Here is a 15,573-nt window from a genome sequence, read left to right as displayed (position 1 = left end):
CGCTGCTATTCCGCAGCGTTTTCTGAATCAATCGCGGCCTGCACCGCGAGATAGAACGCGTCCCGCTGCTGGCCCACGGTCGGATGGTGCGATGCCCGTGGCCAGTTACTGTTCGACGCCACTACCAGCTTACGCTGCGGGTCGATAAAAATACCCTGGCCAAAAATACCCTGAGCGGCGTAGCTGCCGTCGCTGTAGGTCCACCACTGGTAGCCATAGCCCTTGCTTGAGTAGTAGGTGTCGACTGAGGTGACGGTGGCCTTCTCGATCCAGCCTTCAGGCAGCACAGCGTTGCCATTCACTTTGCCGCTGTCGAGCATGAACATACCAAAGCGGGCATAGTCGCGAGTCGCTGCTTGTATGCAACAGCCGCTGATCTCGTGGCCGGTAAGCCCGAGCAGCCAGGTCGCGTCCTGTTGCATGCCATAGGGTTGCCAGATTTTCTCCGATAGATAATCCGACAGGGTTTTGCCCGTAGCGGAGCTCACGAGTACACCGATCAGGTTGGTCTCTCCCGTCTTATACACCCACTTGCTGCCTGCTGGCGCTTCCCGTGACAGGTTGCGCATGTAACTGACAGTAGCGTCCACGCCAGGCGCCGGCTGGTGATTATTGAACCGGGCCACATCGCTGTCGGGGTCTTCGTAGTCTTCGTTCCATTGCACACCGGAGGTCATGGTCAGCAGTTGCTCGATTGAGACATCGTCGTATACCGAGCCGCGCAGGTCCGGGATGTAGTCAGACACCATGTCGTCGATACTCTTGATATGACCGTCGGCAATCGCCGCGCCTACCAGCGTAGAGGTAAAGGACTTGGCCACCGAGAAGCTGGTCCAGCGACCCTCGGCCGTGAAGTCCAGCCCGTATTTTTCAAAGCGCACCTGGCCGTCATGAATAATGACAATGGCTGCGCTGCGCTGGTCCTGCATGTACTGATCGATGTCTACATCCAGCTCTAGCGGGCGTCCTTCCGGCAGAGCTTTGACGTCGTCACCGGCAGCAATGACATTGGCGCCAGCGAGGAAGGGAAACCAGTCCATGGTGCGGAACGCCCCGTCGCGCTGCTCAATACTCCAGAACAACACGTCCCGGTCGGTGGGCAGGTGCGTGACGAGATGGCGAACGTGTTTGTCTGTGTTAAACAGCGCAACCGTTACCGCGATCACGAGTGCAACAACGATTCCTACAAGCCACTTCAGCATATGTGTTTCGCTCCTCAGTCTTCCAGTTCGGCCCAGCGCTCCATGGCCTGGTCTAATCGTTCTTGTACTTCGGTCATTGCGTCTAGCACTTTCTGCACCTCGACATGGTCCTGTTGATAGAAGTCCGCCGCTGAGGTCTGCGCCTCGAGCGTCGCCTGGCGGGTCTCCAGTTCATCGATCAGGGCGGGCAGGGCGTCCAGCTCGCGTTGCTCCTTGTAGGAGAGCTTCCGCTTCGCTGCGGCCGGTTTCTCAGGTTCAGCCGCGGGCTTAGCCGCTGGCGCGGCGGATTTTTCTTTTGCCTGGCCGAGCTCCAGAAGCTTGCCGCCGCGAGCTTCCCAGTCGCTGTAGCCGCCGGCTTGTTCGTTGACGACGCCATCGCCTTCGAGTACGAACAGGCTGGTCACGACATTGTCCATGAATTCGCGGTCGTGGCTGACCAGCAACACAGTGCCTTCAAAACTTAACAGAATTTCTTCCAGCAGTTCCAGGGTCTCGATGTCGAGGTCGTTGGTGGGTTCGTCGAGCACCAGCAGGTTGGCGGGTTTGCTGAACAGGCGAGCGAGTACAGCGCGGTTCTGTTCGCCCCCTGACAGCGCTTTTACTGGCGTGCGCACCCGGTCAGGTGAAAACAGGAACTCGCCCAGATAGGAAATGGCGTGTTTGCGCTTACCATCGATTTCGATGAAATCGCGGCCGCCACACACGTTGTCGATCAGGTCCTTCTCGGGGTCGAGGTGGCCGCGCAGCTGATCCGAGTAGGCAATTTCCAGTTTGGTGCCCAGCTTGACGGTGCCGCTGTCGGGCGTGAGTTCACCCAGCAGAATTTTTACCAGCGTCGATTTACCGGCGCCGTTGGGGCCGACAATGCCGATGCGGTCCCCGCGCTGCACAATAGTGCTGAAGTCGCGCAACAGGGTCTTGTTGCCGTAGGCCTGGCTGACATGTTGCAGCTCCGCCACGATCTTGCCGGAGCGGCTGGCATCTTCCACCGAGAAGCCGGCGCTGCCCTGGCGCTCGCGGCGCTGGGCCCTTTCATTGCGCATGGCTTTCAGGGCGCGCACGCGACCTTCGTTGCGGGTGCGGCGGGCCTTGATGCCCTGGCGGATCCAGGCTTCTTCCTGGGCGAGTTTCTTATCGAACAGTTCGTTGGCGCGCTCCTCGGCTGCCAGCTCCTGTTCGCGGTGCTTGAGGAAACCGCGGTAATCGCCGCGCCACAGGCTCAGGTGGCCCCGGTCCAGTTCGGCGATGCAGTTCACCACATTCTGCAGGAAGCGACGATCGTGGGTGATGAGGATCAGGCAGCCGCGGTAGTTGCGCAGCTGCTCTTCCAGCCAGGCAATGGCGGGAATGTCCAGGTGGTTGGTGGGCTCATCCAGCAGCAAGATATCAGGCTCACTCACCAGTGCCTGCCCCAGCGCCACACGCCGCCGCCAGCCGCCGGAGAGGTCGCCCATGGTGGCGTCCGCGGGCAGCTGTAACTGGCTGATCGTGGTTTCGACTTTCTGCTGCAGGCTCCAGCCGTCCTTCGCCTCCAGTTCGGTTTGCACCTGAGCAAGGGCATCCATATCGCCTTCCAGCACCAGGTGGTGATAGCGGGCAATGAGTTCGCCGACTTCAGCGAGTCCTGCCGCGACCACGTCGTAGACAGTGAGGTCGTCGGCGGCGGGGAGTTCCTGGTGTAGGCGCGCCATGTTGGTGCCGGGGCGCAGCCAGCGTTCGCCGCTGTCCAGCGGTTGCTCGCCCGCCAGAACTTTCAGCAGTGTGGTTTTGCCGGCGCCGTTGCGCCCGAGCAGGCCGAGCTTGTCGCCGCTGTCGATCGACAGCTCGACGTCGTCCAGCAGAACATGGGTGCCATAGTGCAGGCTGGCATTGGAAAGCGTGAGTAGGGGCATGCTCGAATCCGCGTTGAGAGGACGCGAATTCTACGTTACTCGGGGGGAGAATTGCAGGGGGCATGTGCCCCCTGCGGGAAGGGTGTTACTCGCAGCGCTCGAACAGGGCGGCAATGCCCTGGCCGCCGCCAATGCACATGGTGACCACGGCGTAGCGGGCGCCGGTGCGCTCCAGTTCGTAAACCGCTTTGACGGTCAGCATGGAACCAGTGGCGCCAATGGGGTGACCCAGGCTGATACCAGAGCCATTGGGGTTCACCTTGGCGGGGTCCAGATCCAGTTCCTTCACCACAGACAGGGCCTGGGCGGCAAAGGCTTCGTTGCACTCCCAGATGTCCACGTCTTCGATAGCAACGCCGGTTTTTTCCATCAGCTGGCGAACCGCAGGTGCCGGGCCAATACCCATAATCGCAGGGTCGACCGCCGCTACCGCGTAGCCCACCATTTTTGCCATGGGCTTGAGGCCCTTGGCTTCGGCTTCGCTGCGCTCCATCAGTACCACGGCGGCTGCGCCGTCGTTGAGGCCGGAGGCGTTGCCGGCAGTGACGGAACCGTCGTTTTTGAAGGCCGGACGGAGCTTGGCCATGTCTTCGACCTTGGCGTCATTGCGCACGTGTTCGTCTTTGTCGAACACCACGGTGCCTTTGCGGGTTTTGATTTCAATCGGCAGGATCTGGCTGTCGAAACGGCCTTCTTCCTGGGCCTGCTGGGCGCGACGGTGGCTCTCTGCAGCCAGTTCGTCCTGCTCTTCGCGGCTGACGCTGTACTTGTCGGCCAGATTTTCGGCGGTAATGCCCATGTGGGTGTCACCCATGGGGCAGGTAAGTGCGCCCATCATGGCGTCGACCATCTGACCGTCGCCCATACGTGCACCAAAGCGCGCATTGGGCAGCCAGTAAGGGACGCGGCTCATGGATTCGGCACCGCCGGCGACGGCAGCGTCACAGTCGCCCAGCAGAATCATCTGGGCGGCGGAAATGACTGACTGCAGGCCCGAACCGCACAGACGGTTAACGGTGAGGGCAGGGGTTTCAATAGGTAGGCCGCCTTTTAGGGCCGCGGTGCGACTCATGTACATATCGCGACGGTCGGAGTGGGTCACATTGCCAATCACTACATGACCGATGTCAGTGGGCTCGAGGCCGGAGCGCTTGACCGCCTCCGCGACAACCTGGCCGGCAACTTCGGTAGGGGCCACGTCTTTAAGGCTGCCGCCGAAGTCGGCAATGGCGCTGCGCACGCCGCTCAGTACTACTACTTCTCTATTACTCATGAATCTATCCTGTGTGTTGCGGTGGGTGCGCTGTTACAGCTGCATTTCGGGCACGTTGTCGGGGATTACCAGTTCCCCTTCTGTGAGGGCGGCGATGTCCTCGACGCTCACACCGGGAGCGCGCTCGCGGAGTATAAATTTCCCGTCCTCAATGTCCAGTAGGGCGAGGTCGGTCAGCACGCGCTTGATACAGCCCTTGCCGGTCAGCGGCAGGGTGCATTCCTTGAGCAGTTTGGAATCGCCGTGCTTGGAAGCGTGGGTCATGACCACGATGATGTTGTCGGCGCCGGCCACCAGATCCATGGCGCCACCCATGCCTTTAATCAGTTTGCCGGGAATCATGTAGGAGGCGATATTGCCATGCACATCTACCTCAAATGCGCCGAGTACGGTCAGGTCAACGTGGCCGCCGCGAATCATGGCGAAGGATTCGGCGGAATCGAACAGGGCTGCACCGGTGGCCATGGTCACGGTTTGTTTGCCTGCGTTGATCAGGTCGGCGTCGACCTCGTCCTCGGTGGGGAAGGGGCCCATACCCAGCAGGCCATTCTCTGACTGAAGCATGACATCCATGTCATCGGGGATATAGTTCGCCGCAAGCGTGGGAATGCCAATACCCAGATTGACATAAAAGCCATCTTGAAATTCCTGGGATACACGCTGGGCCAGTTGTTCTCTCGTGAGTGCCATGTCGTCTCTCCTCAGGCGCTGCGCACAGTGCGCTGTTCAATGGTTTTCTCAAAGTTGCCCTTGATCAGGCGATTGACGTAAATGCCCGGCAGGTGGATCTCGTCGGGGTCCAGTTCCCCGGGCTCGACAATTTCCTCGACTTCAACGACGGCTATCTTGCCGGCGGTAATGGCGCCGGGGTTGAAGTTGCGAGCGGTTTTGCGAAACACCAGATTGCCGTAGCGGTCGGCCTTCCAGGCTTTGCCAATGGAGAAATCGCCAACGATGGACTCCTCCAGAATATAGTGACGGCCATCGAACTCGCGCACTTCTTTGCCTTCACCCACGGGGGTGCCGTAACCGGTGGCGGTAAAGAACGCGGGAATACCGGCGCCACCGGCGCGCATTTTTTCCGCCAGCGTGCCCTGGGGTGTGAGTTCCACCTCCAGTTCACCGCTCATCATCTGCTGCTCGAAAAGCGCATTCTCGCCCACGTATGACGACACCATTTTCCGAATCTGGCGGTCTTCCAGCAGGATGCCCAGGCCTTTGCCGTCGACGCCGGCGTTGTTGGAGACCACGGTCAGGCCCTTGGTGCCCTTGCGCTTGATTTCTTTGATCAGGTTTTCCGGGATGCCGCACAGGCCGAAACCACCGGCGATGACCGTCATATTGTCTTCGAGGCCCGCCATCGCTTCTTCATAGCTGCCTACCACTTTGTCGAAACCGGACATGCTGTTCTCCTGATATTGCCCGCCAGTAGAGGGACCGGGCGTTGCCGCCAGGTCGGGATTGCCAAGACTGCAGCACAGCGCTATTTTTAACAAATAGAAAATAATGAACAATTAATAAGTATTGCAAATGAATGTAACCGTTAAGCAGATGCAGGCTTTTGTGGCGGTAGCGCGCTGCCAGAGCTTTGCCGAGGCCTGTGAGCTGGTGCACTTATCGCAGCCCGCCCTGAGCATCGCCATTCGCAAGCTGGAGGATGCGGTAGGCGGCCGCCTGTTCGCACGCTCGACGCGTTCAGTCACGCTGACACCGGAGGGCGAGGCTTTTTATCCGGTAGCCCGGCGGTTGCTGTCTGACTGGGATCAGGCGCTGGATGATGTACACAATCTGTTTGCATTGCGACGTGGCAAGCTGGATGTGGCCGCGATGCCTACCTTCACTTCCAGCCTGCTGCCAGGGTTGTTGAAACGCTTTCATGGCGACTACCCCGATATCAATGTGACGGTGCATGACGTCGTGGCTGAGCAGGTGGTGGATATGGTGCGAGAAGGCAGGGCGGAGCTTGGGGTGACCTTCGATCCCGGCGAGGCCTCTGACCTGGAGTTTCACCCGTTGTTCACCGATCGGCTGGTTGCCGTGTTGCCCCGCGATCACCCTTTGCTGGCGCTGGAGCGCGGCCTACGTTGGCGCGACCTGCAGGATCACAGCTATATCACCCTGCAGCGCCCCTCAAGTGTTCGGCTGTTGATCGATGGCATGCTGCGAGACAAAGGCATTGTGCTTAACCCCGCTTTTGAGGCCCATCAGTTAGTCAGTGTGGGACGTATGGTTACCGAAAACCTGGGTGTGAGTGTGGTGCCCTCGCTGAGTGAATCCCAGATGCTGGAGATGGGCGCCGAGGTCAGGCCGGTCGGCGCACCCGCGGTGACTCGTGAAGTGGGCGTCATTACCCGACGGCGCTACCCGCTGTCGGTGGCTGCCCAGGCAATGTTCGACATCCTGGTTCAATGTGGGGCACCTGAGTCCCCCCGTTAGCCCCTTGCATGGGGTATCATGCTACCTCGAACAAAAATGACCCTAGTTATGTTGTTATCCCAGCAAACCCAATACGACCGCCAGGTAGCTGCCTGGCTGCTACTTTGTGCTGCCGTTATTTTTGGCATGATTCTGCTAGGGGGGGTGACACGGCTCACCAACTCCGGGCTGTCGATGGTAGAGTGGAAACCGCTAATGGGTGTGATTCCGCCGCTGAGTGAGGCCGAGTGGCAGGCAACCTTTGACAAGTATAAGCAGTTTCCCGAGTACCAGAAGGTGAATCGCGGCATGGATCTGGACGGCTTCAAGTTTATTTTTATGTACGAATACCTGCACCGGGTGCTGGGGCGTTTGATTGGGGTTTTGTTTTTCATCCCCATGCTGTTTTTCGCCATTAAAGGGCGAGTGCGTCAGGGCGTTATGCCCAAACTCTGGATACTGTTTGTGCTTGGTGGTTTGCAGGGCCTGCTCGGTTGGTACATGGTGAAGAGTGGTCTGGTGGATAACCCCAGGGTGAGCCAGTACCGCCTGACATCGCATCTTGGGCTTGCCGTGATTATATATTCCTACATGCTTTGGGTGGCCTTTGACCTGTCGTTTCAGGGTAAAAGGGTCGCGGCGCCTGCGGCAGCGGCATGGGCGCGGGCGATACCTGTGCTGGTGTTCCTGATGATCTTATCCGGTGGGCTGGTGGCGGGTATTCGCGCCGGTTTTGCCTACAACACCTGGCCCTTGATGGGTACATCCTTCATTCCACCGTTGCTTTACTCGCTGGATCCCTGGTGGGTATCGGCGTTTGAAGATATCACCACCGTGCAGTTCAACCACCGCATGTTTGCCTATGTGTTGTTTGGCCTGGTACATGTGTATGCCTGGCGCGCGCTGGCGAGCGGCGCAGGCATGGCCGCCGGATTGATGGTCGCTGCATTGTGGTTTCAGGTGGTTCTGGGAATTAGTACTCTGCTACTTCATGTGCCGGTTTGGTTGGCCGCCCTGCATCAGGGCGGCGCGGTGTTGTTGCTCACGACCAGTCTATATACCAGCCATGTTTTGCTCAGGCAGCGGGGCTGACCTACCAGAACTGCAGGCTATTATCGTCTTCGTGCCGGCCGACATTTTGGCGGCGCTCGGATTTGGCATTCGCACCAAACCGCACTGAGTCCCTGCGATCTTCACCCGAGCGTCTTGTTTGATGCCGGCGTTCCTCGCCTACGCATTTCCGTTCCTGCCCATCGCTGCCGCTAAACGGTGCGGACAGGTCCCTGGCTTCAAAAACTGCCTTGTCACCCATGTCAGATAGCCCCATTTTCGTTTTTTTTTGCGGGCTCAGTATAGACCTGCCCTGAGCGCGCATTTCGGACAAATCGCCGGAAAAGTGTGATGCGCGTCACACTTTAAGTGGCGATCAGCCTAAAAAATGTACAGAAAACTGCCTGTAATCGGGCGAAATGTGAATTACAGCGCTTTCAGTCCATAGTTAGAACCCTTCTTCTGGCCTATGCTTTTTCGGCTGGATAACGTGTTTAGTTTCAGTCGGTTATACGCAAGGCCCCCATACGGCCAATAAAAAAATCGCGTAGGCCGGCTGTATCAGAGTGGATATCAAGGAATGAACCACGTGGACGACCCGCTGTTGCAGTGCTTGTTGGCGCTGTGCCGCTACCATGGCAACGCCTCGACGGCGGAAGCCGTGATGGGCGGCCTGCCGGCAGACGCAGGCAAATTGAGCCCTGGCCTCTTTGAGAGAGCAGCCAGTAGGGTAGGGCTTGCCAGTCGTCTGGTGCACCGCTCCCCGGAAGATATTGAGCCGGCCCTGTTGCCAGCAGTATTGCTGCTTAAAAACGAACGCGCCTGCCTGCTCATGGGCTGGAAAAACGACGGTGCCTTCGCGCGCGTTATCTATCCCGAGTTGAACGAGGCCGTGGTCGACGTACCGCGGGAAGAGCTACTTGCCTCGGCGACCAGCACGTTGATTGTGTGTCGTCCGCGGTTCAAGTTTGATCAGCGTGCGCCACGCACAGGGACTTCTGAGCGCGGCCACTGGTTCTGGGACGCCATGCGCGCCAACATGCCTGTTTACCGCGATGTATTGTTGGCCGCCTTTTTTATCAACATGTTCGCCCTGGCGCTGCCGCTGTTTACGATGAATGTCTATGACAGGGTCGTGCCTAACCACGCTGTTGAGACCCTGTGGATGCTGGCGGCGGGGGTGGTCATCGTGATGATTGCCGATATTGTGTTGCGTACCATGCGCGGCTACTTTCTCGATCTCGCCAGTCGGCGTGTCGATATCACATTGTCGGCAACGATTATGGAGAAAGTGTTGGGGATACGGCTCGAGCACCGCCCGGTGTCCGTGGGGTCCTATGCCGTAAATCTGCGCTCGTTCGAGACCCTGCGCGATTTTATCACCTCCGCCTCGGTAACCACGATTATCGACATACCCTTTGCGCTGATTTTTATTGGCGTTATCGCCTGGATTGCCTGGCCGGTGTTAATCCCCATTGTGATTGGCCTGGTGTTGGTACTGGGTTTTGCGCTGTCGGTGCAGGGCAAACTCAAAGAACTCGCCGAGACGACGTATCGCGCCGGCGCCATGCGTAATTCAACCTTGATCGAGTCGCTGGTCGGCCTGGATACGATTAAGGCCATGGGCGCCGAATCCCGCATGCAGCGGCGCTGGGAGGAAACCACCTCGTTCCTGGCGCACGTGGCCGTGCAGTTGCGTCTGTTGTCCTCCTCGACCATGAATGTCAGCCAGTGGGCGCAGCAGATGGTGACGATGTTTGTAATTGTCACCGGGGTTTATCTCATTACCGCCGGTGAGCTGAGCATGGGCGGGCTGATTGCCTGTACGATGCTGTCGGGACGAATCATGGCGCCCTTTGGCCAGACCGCGGGCCTGATTACCCAATACCACAATGCCGAGATTGCCCTGAAAACGCTGGACGAGGTGATGGACCAGCCGGTGGAGCGTCCGCCGGGAGCGCAGTTCCTGTCCCGGGAAATGTTTCACGGCGAAATCGAATTCAAGAATGTGTCGTTTGCCTATCCCGGTGCAGAGCTGGATTCGCTCAGCAACGTGTCGTTCAAGATCAGCCCCGGGGAGCGCGTGGCAATTCTGGGCCGGGTAGGCTCCGGTAAATCGACGCTGCAGAAGCTTGCCATGGGGCTGTACCAGCCCACCGAAGGCGCCATCATGATTGACGGCATTGACCTGCGTCAGCTGGATCCGACCGAGCTGCGTTCACGGGTGGGCTATGTGCCGCAGGACGTGACCCTTTTCTATGGCAGTTTGCGGGACAACCTGACGGTGGCCAATCCGCAAGCCTCCGATGCCGCCATAGTACGCGCAGTGGAGATCGCCAACTTGGCCGATTTTGTGAATCGACATCCGCAGGGTTTTGATATGCAGATCGGTGAGCGCGGTGACTCACTGTCAGGTGGGCAGCGCAAGTCGGTGGCACTGGCGCGCGGTGTCATTAATGAATCGCCGATTCTGTTAATGGACGAACCTACAGGCTCCATGGATCACTCCACCGAAATGGCCGTGAAGCGCAAGCTGGCGGAGTTTGTGGAAGGCCGGACCTGGCTTGTGGTGACCCACCGCAATTCACTGCTGGAAATGGTGGATCGCATTATCGTGATTGATAACGGCAAGCTGGTGGCAGACGGGCCGCGAGATAATGTGGTGCAGGCCTTGAAGCAGGGCAAGATAGGGAAGGCCCAATGACTGAGCAACGGGAAAATAACGTCGCTCAGGAAGCGGAGGCTCCGCGTCGAGGTATAGGGCGGAGTCTGGTCGACAAGTTGTTCGCGCCTTGGATGGAGGATGCGGCTGCCCCGGCAGGTTGGGAGCAGGATGCACACCGTGCCTATGTCGAGCAGCAGCCACTGCGGGCGCGCGCGTTGCTGTATGTGGTGGCAGTGATTGTTGTCGCGCTGGTTGTCTGGGCGTCGATTGCCGAGATCGACGAGGTTACCCGCGGGCAGGGGAAAGTGATTCCCTCGCGCCAGGTCCAGGTCATTCAGTCCCAGGACGGCGGCGTGGTCACAGAAATTCTGGTGCGCGAGGGCGATACGGTGGAGCAAGGCCAGTTGCTGGTGCGCCTCGACCAGACCCGCTCGCAATCGTCTCTGCGGGAAAACCGCGCCGAGTATCAGGCGCTTGCCGTGAAGGCTGGGCGGTTGCGTGCTGTCGCCGACGATACCGAGTTCCAGCCTGATCCTGCGCTGATCGCTGCGGTGCCACGCATCGTCGCCCAGGAGCAGGCGTTGTATGACTCCAGTCGCGCCGAACTGGGGCTGGAGAAAGGTATGGCGGGCGAGCAATTGTCCCAGCGTCGTGAGGAACTGGTGGAAGTCACCGCTCGTGAACGCCAGGCGGCCCGTTCACTTCAGCTTACCGAGCGAGAGCTTAACCTCACTCGTCCCATGGTGGTTTCCGGAGCGGTGTCTGAGGTGGAAATCCTGCGCCTAGAGCGCGAGGTGAATCAGCTCAGTGGCGAGCGCAAACAGGCCGCTGCCCAGATCAACCGCATCCGGTCTGCGATTCAGGAGGCCGAGAGCAAGGTCGCGGAAGTTGAACTTGAGTTTATGAACGAGGTTCGCGAGCAGCTCGCGGATACGATTACCCGCATGAATGCGTTGCGCGAAGCAGGGCTGGGGTTGTCGGATCGGGTAAAACAAACCGAAGTGCGCTCGCCGGTGAACGGTACGGTTAAACAGCTGCACTATCACACTATTGGCGGTGTGGTGCTTGCGGGTAAGGAGATCATAGAGGTGGTGCCCGCCGACGATACGCTGCTGCTGGAAGTGCGTATCCGCCCCAAGGATATCGCCTTCCTGGTGCCCGGGCAGCCCGCACTGGTGAAGTTCACGGCCTATGATTTTGTGGTCTATGGTGGGTTGGACGGCGTGGTCGAGCACATTGGTGCGGATACGGTCATGGATGAAGAGGGGAATCCCTTCTACGAGATTCTGGTGCGCACTCATGAAGCCGGTATCGCCGAAGACAAACCCATCATCCCGGGTATGACAGTGGAAGCCGATATTCTCACAGGTAAGAAAACGATTCTGGCTTACATGATGAAGCCGGTGCTGCGCGCCCGCCAATACGCCATGACGGAGCGATGATGGAGCATTTATTTGTGACATCGGCGGGCGAGATTCGGCAGCGCTGGCGACAGGCCTTTCCCCTCGCCAAGCGCGCCGCCAGCACTGCGGATATCGGCGCGTCCACCACCTGCGCCCGGGGCGTGATCTGGCTGGACCTGGCAATGACGGCACCCGAGGCCCGCAAGGGGCAAGTACAGGCCGCGGTGGAGTTTGGCTGGCCGGTGGTGGTGATGTCTGCTGCCCCTGGAGAGTCTGAGGCCTTTGAATTTCTCAGTCTGGGGGCAGTAGGTTACTGCCATTTCGGCGCGGCGCCCGAGCAACTGCGCGAGATAGCGCTAGTGGTGGAGCACGGCGGCTTCTGGATGCCACCGGCGCTGATGCAGCGCTTCCTGGCACTGTCACTGCGCGTTGTGCCTGGTACGGCGCCGCGCGAGCCGGAGCTGAATGAATTGACCTCCCGGGAACTCATGGTGGCGGAGCAGGTTGCCCGTGGGGCCAGTAATCGGGAGATCGCCCAGACGCTCAATATCACCGAGCGGACGGTGAAGGCACATTTGTCCGCTATTTTCGAAAAAATGGAAGTCCGGGACCGTGTTCAGCTGGCTTTAGCAATGAATAATATCCCCACCTATACCAGTATTAACTAGTGATAAATTGGGCGCTTAAAAATTATATAAATCAGGTGCTTAGCGATATCCGCTGGCTGTAGGGAAGGCCCGGCACATGGAGCTGGAGGGAGTAACTATGTGAACTGGTTCACATTTTGATTCGAGTCCGGGGCTAACATGTACAAAAGTACAATTTACGCTTGGCGGCACGGGTTTACGCTAGGCGGCATGGAGATGCGTCGGTCGGGCGCGCTAATACATTCGATTCACGGAGTAGTACGATCATGGATGAGGCTCAAATTGCGGTAGTGGCCGGCTTAACGGGCAAGGCCTATGTAAGGAGCGCCGAGGGTGAATTACGCGAATTGTCGGTAGGCGATGCGTTGTTCGAAGGAGAAACCGTAGTGACCCCGGATGGAGTCATGGTGGAGCTGACTCTCACCGATGGCTCGCTGATGGGTGTCGATGCACCGGAGATGATGCTGAGCCCCGACCTGGTGGCTGAGACGGCCCCCGGCCCCGACGAGAGCGCTTTTCAGGACGAGACGATAGAGGCCGTGCTGGCCGCTCTGGAAAGTGGCGAAGACCTCGGCGAAGTGCTCGAGGCAACTGCCGCAGGCCCCAGCAGCCTGTCTGGCCCCAGTGGCGAAGGTCACAGCTTTATCCGACTCGGCCGTATCGCCGAGTCCACGTCGGAATTTGATGGCATTGGCGGTACCACCGGCAACGAAGCCGAGGCCGGCGCTGAGCAGGACAGCACACCCGTCGATGCGATTGATGATGAGGCCGCCACCGATGCCGGTGTGCCGGTCGTCATCTCGGTAGAAAACAACGATATCTTCGCTGAGGGTGAGGACGTTATCTCTATCTCCCAGCCAGAGAACGGTGTTGCGATTCTCAATGACGACGACACAGTGACCTATATTCCCAACGAAGGATTTAGCGGCACAGACACCTTTACCTATACTGCGACCAATCCCGATGGCACCCAGGGTGATACCGCGGTGGTCACTGTTGAGGTGAATCCTCCCGCGGATCCGCCTCCGCCGCCCCCTGTTGAGCCCCCCGTGGTTGAACCCCCGGTGGTTGAACCCCCGGTGGTGGAGACACTGCCGGAAATCAGCATTGGCGATGACGTGGTGATCGAAGGTGGTACCGCCCAGGTGGTCGTGTCCATCGACAAGCCCTGGGATGAACCGATTTCCGTGGCCTTCGAAACCGAAGACGACACCGCGACAGTCATCGGCGGCGACTACGACCCCGAGACAGCCACCATTACTTTCGCGCCCGGTGTGACCGAGCTGGTGATTCTGGTGTCCACCAACGAGGACAACATCCGCGAAGGCTCTGAGTTCTTCAATGTCAACCTCAGCGACCCGGTGAATGCCACCATTGCCGATGGCGAAGGCGTTGTGGAGATCATTGATGTTTATGAAGATCCCACCATTACGATTGGCGATGACATAGTTGTTGAGGGCGACACCGCCCAGCTGGTTGTGAGCCTGTCCCGTGCTATCGAGGAAGAAGTCACCGTGGACTTTGTCAGTGCCGACGGTACTGCAATTGAGGTGAATGGCGACTATCTGGGTACATCCGGCACATTGACCTTCGCGCCTGGTGACACCGAGCTTGTCATCAATGTGGTAACCCTCGATGACGCGGAGGATGAAGCCTCCGAGAATATGTTCATTGATCTGAGCAACCCCACTAACGCAGAGATCGAAGATCCGCAGGGTCGGGTTACTATTCGTGATAATGATTCACCTCCGCCTCCGCCCCCGCCACCAAACGAGCCGCCCACGGCAGAGACGGAACAGGTTGCTGTCGACGAAGCAGCATTGGCGAGTGGTAGTAATCCAGGCAGCAATGCTGACACGGTTTCGGGACAGCTGGATGCCACTGACCCCGACGGCGATCCGCTCAGCTTTGTGCCCGGTGTGCAGGTAGGTACTTATGGCACTTTGGAAATCAATGCCGATGGCACCTATGTCTACACGCTTAATAGCAGGTTCGATACCAATCCTGATGCGGATGACGGTCCGGTTACTGCTATTGGCGCAGAGCAATTCCAGTACACGGTGTTGGACGGCAATGGCGGGAGCGATATTGGCCTGGTCACAATCAACATTATTGATGATGTACCACAGGCTGTTGATGATGGTGCCTACGCCGTAGAAGAAGATACAACAGAAAGCATCAGCTTCGCTTCGCTGCTTGCAAACGACACTGAAGGCGCGGACCAGCCAGTCAGTGTTAGTCTTGGTAGCAACGCTGCCAATGGTGTTGTGATCGTGGTCGGCGATACCTTCGAGTACACACCCAACCCAGGGTTCGAAGGGGCCGATAGCTTTACCTATATCCTTACTGACGCTGACGGTGATACGTCTGAGGCGACCGTTTTGCTTGTCGTAGACACAGATTCTGAGCCAACAGTCTCGGTTGTCTACGCGGGTGAGCGCGATTGGGTGGCTGAATCAGCACTGGCTGATGGCAGCAACCCGGGCAGCCCCGATGAAGCCACTTCCGGTGACTTCAATATCACCCACACTGGCACTGATACTACCGACAAGTTGGAAGTGCAGGACAAGGACGGCAACTACATCGATGTAACTGCCGGTGGCGTGGTGCAGGGTGAATACGGTGAATTGGTTGTAGCCCAGAACGGCGACGACTACACCTGGACGTATACGCTCAACGGTGCAACCGATGAGCATACCGACGACGCCATGGTCGAGGAGAAAGATACGCTGCCAGAGAGCTTCGCTGTGCGCGTAACTGACAGCGATGGTGATACTGACGATGCCACGCTGGAAATCGATGTACGTGACGATGGTCCGCAAGCGGTGGACGATGGCGCCTTCGACGTTGAAGAAGACAGCACAGAGGTCATTAGTTTCGCTGATGTGCTGGACAACGATATTGAAGGTGCAGATCAGCCGGTTAGCGTCACACTGGGTGACGACGCGACCAACGGTACTGTGGTGGTAGTGGGCGAGACCTTTGAGTACACCCCGAACGAAGGTTACGCAGGTCCGGACAGTTTC

General features: G+C 58.6%; 11 protein-coding genes. 6 read left to right on the top strand and 5 right to left on the bottom strand.

Annotation, left to right across the window (positions count from 1 at the left end; all coding sequences use genetic code 11):
• Positions 1 to 5: 5 nt before the first annotated feature.
• The 5 genes from A3709_RS12720 to A3709_RS12700 form a co-directional block, all read right to left on the bottom strand.
• Complete coding sequence (locus tag A3709_RS12720) at positions 6 to 1,202, bottom strand: serine hydrolase (RefSeq protein ID WP_066055051.1); 1,197 nt, start codon at positions 1,200 to 1,202, stop codon at positions 6 to 8.
• A 14-nt stretch (positions 1,203 to 1,216) separates the two neighbouring features.
• A complete protein-coding gene (locus tag A3709_RS12715; protein ID WP_066055047.1) occupies positions 1,217 to 3,094 on the bottom strand; it encodes an ATP-binding cassette domain-containing protein in 1,878 nt (625 codons plus the stop codon).
• Positions 3,095 to 3,179: 85 nt separating this feature from the next.
• On the bottom strand, positions 3,180 to 4,367 hold the full coding sequence (locus A3709_RS12710) for an acetyl-CoA C-acyltransferase family protein (protein ID WP_066055044.1): 1,188 nt from the start codon (positions 4,365 to 4,367) through the stop codon (positions 3,180 to 3,182).
• Between the two features lie 33 nt (positions 4,368 to 4,400).
• Positions 4,401 to 5,057: a CoA transferase subunit B gene (locus A3709_RS12705; RefSeq protein ID WP_066055041.1), complete on the bottom strand. Its 657-nt coding sequence runs from the start codon at positions 5,055 to 5,057 to the stop codon at positions 4,401 to 4,403.
• Positions 5,058 to 5,068: 11 nt separating this feature from the next.
• Complete coding sequence (locus A3709_RS12700; protein ID WP_066055039.1) at positions 5,069 to 5,770, bottom strand: CoA transferase subunit A; 702 nt, start codon at positions 5,768 to 5,770, stop codon at positions 5,069 to 5,071.
• Positions 5,771 to 5,897: 127 nt separating this feature from the next.
• On the opposite strand from A3709_RS12700, the gene A3709_RS12695 reads away from it, so the two are divergent.
• The 6 genes from A3709_RS12695 to A3709_RS12665 form a co-directional block, all read left to right on the top strand.
• The gene (locus tag A3709_RS12695) at positions 5,898 to 6,803 is read left to right on the top strand and encodes a LysR family transcriptional regulator (protein WP_066055036.1); all 906 of its coding nucleotides are present in this window, start codon (positions 5,898 to 5,900) and stop codon (positions 6,801 to 6,803) included.
• A gap of 48 nt (positions 6,804 to 6,851) precedes the next feature.
• Positions 6,852 to 7,874 carry a COX15/CtaA family protein gene (locus A3709_RS12690; RefSeq protein WP_066055033.1) on the top strand — a complete coding sequence of 341 codons (1,023 nt, stop codon included), beginning with the start codon at positions 6,852 to 6,854 and terminating at the stop codon, positions 7,872 to 7,874.
• Positions 7,875 to 8,412: 538 nt separating this feature from the next.
• Positions 8,413 to 10,536, top strand: coding sequence for a type I secretion system permease/ATPase (locus A3709_RS12680; protein ID WP_066055027.1), 2,124 nt, complete (start codon positions 8,413 to 8,415; stop codon positions 10,534 to 10,536).
• A complete protein-coding gene (locus tag A3709_RS12675; protein ID WP_066055024.1) occupies positions 10,533 to 11,939 on the top strand; it encodes an HlyD family type I secretion periplasmic adaptor subunit in 1,407 nt (468 codons plus the stop codon). Before A3709_RS12680 ends, A3709_RS12675 begins: the two co-directional genes overlap by 4 nt.
• Positions 11,939 to 12,568, top strand: a complete 630-nt coding sequence (locus A3709_RS12670) for a response regulator transcription factor (protein ID WP_066055021.1) — start codon at positions 11,939 to 11,941, stop codon at positions 12,566 to 12,568. Before A3709_RS12675 ends, A3709_RS12670 begins: the two co-directional genes overlap by 1 nt.
• Positions 12,569 to 12,813: 245 nt before the next feature.
• The coding region (locus A3709_RS12665; RefSeq protein WP_156507753.1) for a retention module-containing protein at positions 12,814 to 15,573 on the top strand (2,760 nt) is incomplete at its 3' end.

The sequence above is a fragment of the Halioglobus sp. HI00S01 genome, assembly GCF_001635445.1.
GTDB classification, from domain to species: domain Bacteria; phylum Pseudomonadota; class Gammaproteobacteria; order Pseudomonadales; family Halieaceae; genus Halioglobus; species Halioglobus japonicus.
The sequence above is the reverse complement of the archived record's forward strand: the minus strand, read 5'-3'. Positions and strand labels throughout refer to the sequence as shown.